Consider the following 7,441-nt stretch of genomic DNA (forward strand, 5'->3'; position numbering starts at 1 on the left):
GATCAGTGCGCCGCAGGCGCCGGAGTGGGCGCGTCGACATGCTCGCGGACGCGCAGCGACGCCCACAGCGCGGCGGTGGCGGCCGTGCACGCCGCGGCGCCGCCGACATGGATGGCGACCAGCGCGGCGGGCACATCGGTGAAGTACTGGACGACGCCGACAAGCGACTGCGACACGACCAGGCCGAGCAGCACGTACAGACGGACGCGGATCGCCGGAGTGATACCGACGGCGAACAGACCGAACGCGAGGCCGACCAGCAGCGCCAGATAGCCGACGAGCAACTGTGAGTGCAGGTGCACCAGCGTGACGATCTCCACCTGCAGCCGCGCGACCGGGCGCTCGATGCTCTTGTCACCGGCGTGCGGTCCGGCGGCGGTGACCAGCGTGCCCGCGATCAGCACACCCGCCAGCGCGACACCGCTGAGCGCGGTGAGCCAGCGCAGGGGAGCGGGCACCTGGACGGTGTCGATGCCGTCGTCGGGCTGGCCGATCTTGGCGTAGAGCACGACCGCCAGCCACACCATCACCATCGAGGCCAGCAGGTGCACGGCCACCGTCCACCACAGCAGACCGGTCCGCACGGTGATGCCGCCGATGATCGCCTGCACGACCGTGCCGCCGGGCATCAGCCACGCGTAGACGAGCACCTCGCGGCGGCGCCGCGCCCTGACCACGGCGAGCACGATCAGCGCGGCGCACAGCGTCACCGCGAAGGTGAGCAGCCGGTTGCCGAACTCGACGGTCTGATGGATGACCGGCACCTCCGACACCCCCACCGGGGTGAAGCTGCCGGGGAAGCACTGCGGCCAGGTCGGGCAGCCGAGGCCCGACGCGGTGACGCGCACGACGGCGCCGGTCACCGAAATGCCGGCCTGGCTGAGGATCACCGCGAACGCGATGAGCCGCTGCACCCGCAGCGAGGGGAGCGGCAGCCGGTCGACGAGTCCCAGGAAGGCGCGATACAGCACGTCACGATGGTACTGGCCGCGAATTCCCGACCGATACCAGGGCTACTACGGTGCGTCGTTGATCACTCAGCTGAACCGGAACAGCCGGGTCGCGAGCCAGCCGCAGACCATGCCCCACACCGCGAGCACCGCGACACCGAACCAGTCGACCGCCCCGGACAGCGCCGCTTCCAGCGCGAACGCCAGCGCGCCGGACGGAACCAATCGGACGAGCACGGTGACGGCGGTCGGCAGCGAATCGCCGACGAGCACCAGGCTGGCGACGCCGAGCATGATGAACCACAGGATATTGGCCAGCGCCAGCACGGCCTCGGCCTTGAGCGTCCCGCCCAGCAGCAGGCCCATGGCCGCGAAGGTCGCGGTGCCGAGCGCGATCACCAGCGCGCCGAGCGCGAGTCCGCCGAGTCCTGGCCGCCAGCCCAGCGCGGCGCCGATCGCGCCGAGCAGCATCGCCTGCAGCACCACCACGATCAGCACGGCCGCGCACTTACCCGCGATCACGCCCCAGCGCGGCAGGGGCGTCGCGCCGAGGCGCTTGAGGGCGCCGTAGCGCCGGTCGAAGCCGACGGCGATGGCCTGGCCGGTGAACGCGGTCGACATCACCGCGGTCATCATGACCATCGGCACCACCTTCTCGACCCGGTGCTCGCCGAGCTCGCCGAACGGCAGCAGGGTGAGCCCGATCAGCAGCGTGATCGGGATGAACATGGTGAGCAGCAGCTGTTCGCCGTTGCGCAGCAACAGCTTCAGCTCGAGCCCGGTCTGCGCGGTGAGCATCGTCGCGCGCGAGGCCGGTCGCGGGCCGGGGGCGAACGTGCCGGGCAGGAACCGGCTGGTGGTCTCGGTCATCCGCGCAGGTCCCGTCCGGTCAGTTCGAGGAAGACGTCTTCGAGGCGGCGCGTGTCGATGCGGATGTCGGTGGCCAGCACGTCCATCCTGGCGCACCAGGCGGTGACGGTCGCCAGCACCTGCGGGGTGATCTCGCCCTCGACGAGATAGGTGCCCGGTGACATCTCGCGCGGCGAGAAGCCTTCCGGCAGCGCCGATTTCAGCAACGCGATATCGAGTTTGGGTGGGGCGCAGAACCGCAGCTGGCCCGCGGCGCCGTGCGCGGTGACCTCGGCGGGCGTGCCCTGGGCGACGATCTCGCCGTGATCGATGATCACCAGCTGGTCGGCGAGCTGCTCGGCCTCGTCCATCATGTGCGTGGTGAGCACGACGCTCACCCCGTCGCGGCGCAGGGCGTCGATCAGTTCCCACACGATCAGCCGCGCCTGGGCGTCCAGGCCCGCGGTGGGTTCGTCGAGGAACACGATCTCCGGCCTGCCGACCAGCGCGCAGGCCAGCGCGAGCCGCTGCTGCTGACCACCGGACAGGCGGCGGTAGGGTGTGCGGCGGTTGTCCTGCAGACCGAGGGTCGCCAGCAGCCAGTCGGGATCGATCGGGTCGGCCGAGTAAGCGGCGACCAAGTCGAGCATCTCGCCGGCGCGGGCGCCTGGGTAGGCGCCGCCGCCCTGCAGCATCACGCCGATGCGCGGGCGCAGCTGTTCGGACTCGGCGATCGGGTCGAGCCCGAGGACGCGCACCGTGCCCGCGTCGGGGCGGACGAAGCCCTCGCACATCTCGACCGTGGTGGTCTTGCCCGCGCCGTTGGGGCCGAGCAGCGCGAACACCTGGGCCTGTTCGACATCGAACCGCAGGCCGTCGACCGCGGTGGTCTCGCCGTAGCGCTTGACCACGCCGTCGACGCTAACAGCGGGTCCGGAGCGACTTGTCACGACTGCGCCTCGCTGACGCTCGGCTCCGTCGCGCCAACTGGTGCTGTGCCCTTGGTTCGCTCGCTGCGCTCCCTCACGGTCTCACACGGTAAGCCGTGCCCTCCTGTGACGGAGCTGACACCCCCGGCTGAGCCCGCCACGGCAGGGAGTGCCGGGTGAGTGCGAAGAACAACCCGAAGCAGACCGCGGCGGCCAGTGCGGCGCCGATGATCTGGAAGACCTGGAATTCCGCACCGCGCGGCATCACGAGCATCGAGACGACGGCGGAGAACGCGACGGCGGGCACGCGGAACACCGGTTGGGTGGCCCAGGCGGCCAGCGGCACGATCGCCCACAGCAGGTACCAGGGCTGGACCACGGGGAACAGCAACACGATCGCGCCGAGCGAGACGCCGAGCGCGCCGACCGGGTGCAGCCTGCCGGTGCCGGTGGCGACCAGCATGCGCACCGTCAGGTATGCAGCGACGGCCGCCGCGATCGGCCGGGTGATCGACAGCAGTGCCGTCGTGTGATCGCCGAGACCGAGCAGCACGCCGCCGAATCCGGTGATGATGCCGATGACCGTCGGCAGCGACATCCAGCTGCGTACGGCGCTGGCGGTGTTGAGGGTGAAGATCCAGCCGAACCCGAGTCCACTCAGCCAGCTCACCACCAGTGTCGTCACCCCGGCGATCAGACCGAGCAACAGGGCCGCCTTGACGACAGCCTGCGGGGTGCCGCCCCAGCGGCGGGCCAGCGCCATACCGACGAAGCCGAGCGCGATGATCGAGGTGAACTTCACCGACGACGACAACGTGATGACGACCGCGCCGCCGATCAGCAGGGCATACGCGCGAGCGTCGAACGGCGCCAGATTCGTGCCGGTCAACCGATCGGGCTTGCCACCGTTGCCGTAGATCGCGCGCAGCATCAGCTCCACGCCCGCCAGCATCAGACCGAGCATGAGCGCGTCGTTGTGCACGCCGCCGACCAGGTGAAACAGCACCAGCGGGTTGGCCGCGCCCAGCCACAGCGCGCTCACCGGGGCGACACCGCAGCGCACGGACAGCCGGGGCAGCGCCCACACGATCAGCGCGACACCGGCCAGCGCCAGCAGCCGGTGCACCCACACCCCGGCGATGATGTTGTCCCCGGTCAGCTCCGCGATCCCGCGACCGATCCACAGGAACAGCGGACCGTAGGGTGCGGGCGTGTCGCGCCAGATCGTCGGCACATTGTTGGTGAGGACGTTGTCGATGCCGAGCCCGGCGACCGGACCCTCCAGGTAGGGGTCGATGCCGCGCGCGGCGATCTCGCTCTGCGCCAGATAGGAATAGACGTCGTTGCTGAACATCGGCGGCGCCACGCTGAGCGGGATGATCCACAGCAGCAGCGTCCGGTCCAGCTGCGACCGGCTCAACCGGTGCAGCGGCGACCCGGCCAGCCCGCCGACCGCGAACCGGCCCAGCAGCAACCACGCGCCGATCACCAGCACGGTGCCGAACATGCACATCGCCAGCGACCCCGTGTGCGCCCGCGCGAAGATGCCGAGCACCCGCATGCCCGAGACCGGGTTCTGGTGCACCGGCTGCGCGCCGATACCCAGCGCCGCGATCGCCATCAGCACCGCGCCGGTCGCGCCCATCAGCCGGATCCGGTCCAGTTGCGCGCGCTCGTTCTTGTCGAGCCCGGGGACCTCGCTCTCGTCGCGGTGCAGCACCGCGACGGTGTGATCGGGCGTCGGCACATCGAGCCCGAGAGCCCGCCTCCCGAACGCCAGTGTCTTGCGCGCCGCGCCCTCCAGTACCGCCACGAACACGGAGCCTAGTGTGGTCGGCCGCGGGTGGCGCTGTTCCGGTCGGCCGGACGTCGTCGACCAGCGCGGTCAACGCGGTTGCGGCGCCTCCACGACAGGGGCCGACACCTCGACGGGCGCCATCGGCCGGTCGCCGTACACCGCGACGGCGGCCGCGACGGTGACGGCCAGGCACGCCACCGCGACCGCGGCGAGAGCGACCCAGCCGATGGTCCGCGCCGCTTCCGGTGTCCGCGCCGCTTCCGGCCTGCGGGTCAGCAGCCAGCCGGGGACGAACAGGAAACCGAGCGCGGCGAGCGTGCCGGCGGCCAGCCCGCCGAGGTGGCCCCACAGCGAGATGCCGGGCAGCGAGAAGCTGATCAGCACGTTGATGCCGATGACGACCAGCATCGGCGTCGGGCTCTGCCGCAGCCGGATCAGCGTCACGGTGACCGCGCCGAACAGGCCGTACACCGCACCGGAGGCGCCCGCGGTCGCGGTGATCATGTCCGACAGGGCCATCACCGCGGCGGAACCGCCGAGCAGCGAGACCAGGTAGACGCAGGCGAACCGCACCCGGCCCAGCACCTGCTCGAGATCGCGTCCGACGACATAGAGGGCGAACATGTTGACCAGCAGGTGGATCGCGCCGTAATGCAGGAATCCCGAGCCGAGCAACCGCCACCACTCGCCGTCGGCGACCAGCAGCGGAACCAGCACGAATTCCCGGAACAGCGCCGACCCGCGATAGTTGTCCATCGCGCTGCCCGCCTGGGCGGCCGTGATGACGTAGACCAGCACATTGACCGCGATCAACCCGTAGGTGACATACGGAACCGCACCGCCACCGGCCCGCCCGCCACCGACGGTGCGCACCTGCCGCACGTCCCGCTGCCCCTGCCGCACGCAGTCGACACAGTGCTGCCCGACCGAGGCGGGCCGCAGGCATTCCGGACAGGCGGGCCTGCCGCACCGCGTACACGCGAGTCCGGTGGGTCGATCGGGGTGGCGGACACAGGTGGGTGTGGGCGGGGTGGACACACCGCTATCGTGCCATGCGCGTCGCGGCGGGCGGCCTGTCGCGGGCGGGCAGTTTCGGTCGGCGCGACGGGGCTATGACCGGGACATGACGTCATTGTGGTGGAACAACGCCGAGGTCCCCGCCCGTTTGCGGCTCACCGCCGGTCCCCGCTTCGACACCGTCGTCATCGGCGCCGGGCTGGTCGGGCTGGCGACCGCGCTGCTGCTGGCCGAGCAGGGCCGCGAGGTCGCGGTGCTCGAGGCCAGGCGGGTCGGCGCGGGCACGACCGCCGCCTCCACGGCGAAGATCTCGCTGCTGCAAGGCACCCGCGCCCAGGCCATCGCGCGCAGGCACGGCCTCGCGACACTGGCGCGCTACATCACGGGCAATGTCGAGGGACTGGACTGGCTGCTGAACTTCTGCGCGGGGCACGACATCGACGCCCAGCGGGTCCCCGCGCTGACCTACGCCCAGAACCAGTCCGAAACCGCCGCTGTGCGTGCGGAATTCGAGGTCACCCGCACCGCGGGACTCCCCACCGAGCTGGTCGACGACATCGACGTTCCCTTTCCCATCTACGGCGCGGTCCGTCTCCGCGAGCAAGCCCAGATCGACCCGATGGCGATGCTGGCCGCCCTTGCCGCCGAGGTCGAATCGCACGGCGCGCCGATCTTCGAATCCACCCGCGCCCAGACCCTGCACCACCGCGACGGCGAGGTCGTGATCGGCACCGAACACGGCGAGGTGTCGGCCGCGAACGTCGTGGTGGCCACCGGTACCCCGATCTTCGACCGCGGCGGCTTCTTCGCCCGCCTCACCGCGCAGCGCTCCTATCTGTCGGCGTGGCGGGTACCGGGACCGGTGCCGCAGGAGATGTACATCAGCGCCGGGCGCCCCATCCGGTCGCTGCGCGTGTTCCCGGCCGAGGACGGTGACGTGCTGCTCGTCGGCGGCAGCGGGCACGACGTCGGCCGGGAAGGCTCGGCGAATGCGCACGTCCATCAACTGCTCGACTGGACCGGCCGCTGGTTCCCCGGCGCCGAACTCCTGAACCGCTGGTCGGCCCAGGACTATCACCCCGTCGGCGAACTGCCCTACGTCGGGCCGCTGCTCCCGGGCCGTGACAATGTCCTGGTCGCCACCGGCTTCGCGAAATGGGGACTGACCAACGGTGCCGCCGCCGCACTCGCGCTGGCCGGTCGTCTGACCGGCAAGCTGCCGCCGTGGGCAGGCACCCTGTCCACCTGGCGTCTCAACGAAGTGACCTCGGTCCTGGCAGGCGCCAAGTCCAACGTGGCGGTGGCCCGATACATGTCGACCGGGTGGCTGCGTCTGGCCGGCGTGGGCGGGCACACGGTGCCGCCCGAAGGGTGCGGCCGGACCGAACGCCACGGACTGCGCCCCACCGCGGTCTCCACCGTCGACGGCGTCACCACCGAGGTGTCGGCGGTCTGCCCGCACCTGCACGGCATAGTGCAGTGGAACGACGCCGAACGCACCTGGGACTGCCCGCTGCACGGATCGCGTTTCGCCCCCGACGGGACGGTGCTCGAGGGCCCGGCGACCGAACCGCTACCCCGGTGACGGATCCGCGCGCTGTGCGATGAGTCACCCTGCTGCGCGGAATTGATCCGGCGCCGGGAGCGGTACCTGGGCTTTTGCCAGGGGTGGTGCGACGGGAAGTGGCGACTTCCCAGGTCAGGTCACCCTTGGATAGGTGACCCTTATTAGATTTAGGGAAGTAATTCCGCCACACTGGTGTTGTGAAAACCGTGGGTTTGCGGACAGACGTGGAGGGGACCGGGGGGTAGTCGAACGGCGCCCCGACGGCGGCCGGGCCCGGCGCGCCCGGGCCCCAGGGGGACACCCCGGCGGCCCTCGGCCCGCGCCCGCGCGA

6 protein-coding genes are annotated in these 7,441 nt (G+C 71.0%); 1 reads left to right on the forward strand and 5 read right to left on the reverse strand.

Annotation, left to right across the window (positions count from 1 at the left end):
- Window positions 1-2 precede the first annotated feature (2 nt).
- From ACFWPJ_RS19300 to ACFWPJ_RS19320, 5 genes are all read right to left on the reverse strand, one after another.
- Window positions 3-971, reverse strand: a complete 969-nt coding sequence (locus ACFWPJ_RS19300; protein ID WP_378853159.1) for a heme A synthase — start codon at window positions 969-971, stop codon at window positions 3-5.
- A 66-nt stretch (window positions 972-1,037) separates the two neighbouring features.
- Complete coding sequence (locus ACFWPJ_RS19305; protein WP_378853161.1) at window positions 1,038-1,820, reverse strand: ABC transporter permease; 783 nt, start codon at window positions 1,818-1,820, stop codon at window positions 1,038-1,040.
- Entirely contained in the window at window positions 1,817-2,749 is a 933-nt protein-coding gene (locus ACFWPJ_RS19310) for an ABC transporter ATP-binding protein (protein WP_378853163.1), read from the reverse strand. Before ACFWPJ_RS19310 ends, ACFWPJ_RS19305 begins: the two co-directional genes overlap by 4 nt.
- A gap of 73 nt (window positions 2,750-2,822) precedes the next feature.
- A complete protein-coding gene (mptB, locus tag ACFWPJ_RS19315; protein WP_378853169.1) occupies window positions 2,823-4,541 on the reverse strand; it encodes a polyprenol phosphomannose-dependent alpha 1,6 mannosyltransferase MptB in 1,719 nt (572 codons plus the stop codon).
- A gap of 72 nt (window positions 4,542-4,613) precedes the next feature.
- The gene (locus ACFWPJ_RS19320) at window positions 4,614-5,564 is read right to left on the reverse strand and encodes a rhomboid family intramembrane serine protease (RefSeq protein ID WP_378853165.1); all 951 of its coding nucleotides are present in this window, start codon (window positions 5,562-5,564) and stop codon (window positions 4,614-4,616) included.
- Window positions 5,565-5,649: 85 nt separating this feature from the next.
- On the opposite strand from ACFWPJ_RS19320, the gene ACFWPJ_RS19325 reads away from it, so the two are divergent.
- On the forward strand, window positions 5,650-7,128 hold the full coding sequence (locus ACFWPJ_RS19325) for an FAD-dependent oxidoreductase (protein WP_378853167.1): 1,479 nt from the start codon (window positions 5,650-5,652) through the stop codon (window positions 7,126-7,128).
- The last annotated feature ends 313 nt before the right edge of the window (window positions 7,129-7,441 follow it).

The organism is Nocardia sp. NPDC058497, from assembly GCF_042720195.1.
Classification (GTDB): Bacteria; Actinomycetota; Actinomycetes; order Mycobacteriales; family Mycobacteriaceae; genus Nocardia.

Excerpts from the sequence above, each read along its gene's own strand:
- ACFWPJ_RS19305 (WP_378853161.1), bottom strand. The coding sequence starts at position 1,820 with ATGACCGAGACCACCAGCCGGTTCCTGCCCGGCACGTTCGCCCCCGGC.
- ACFWPJ_RS19325 (WP_378853167.1), top strand. The coding sequence starts at position 5,650 with ATGACGTCATTGTGGTGGAACAACGCCGAGGTCCCCGCCCGTTTGCGG.